The 233-nt window shown below is 25.8% G+C and carries 1 protein-coding gene; it reads right to left on the bottom strand.

The window, feature by feature from the left end; translation table 11 throughout:
- Positions 1 to 7: 7 nt before the first annotated feature.
- Positions 8 to 233: hypothetical protein (locus KVT36_RS32345; protein ID WP_217607530.1), on the bottom strand; the 226-nt coding region annotated here is incomplete at its 5' end.

The following is a 233-nucleotide window of genomic DNA, read 5'->3' as shown; positions in this document are numbered from 1 at the left end:
AAACAAGTCATAAAGATGAATAAAAAAGAGTTATTTGAATATATGCCTCAAGACCTATAACTAAAATTTGATTATCATTATATATATGAATACGTATATATTTAAAGATTTCACTCACAAAAGAATATACATTTAGTATAGGAGAGACATGCAGAGATATATATTCTTTGTGCTTCTTATCCTCCCATTTCCATGTCTTTATCTTTTGATTTTCCCAAAAAATATCTTGTTCT

It is taken from the genome of Chitinophaga sp. GbtcB8 (assembly GCF_019091455.1).
Taxonomy (GTDB): domain Bacteria; phylum Bacteroidota; class Bacteroidia; order Chitinophagales; family Chitinophagaceae; genus Chitinophaga.
The sequence above is the reverse complement of the archived record's forward strand: the minus strand, read 5'-3'. Positions and strand labels throughout refer to the sequence as shown.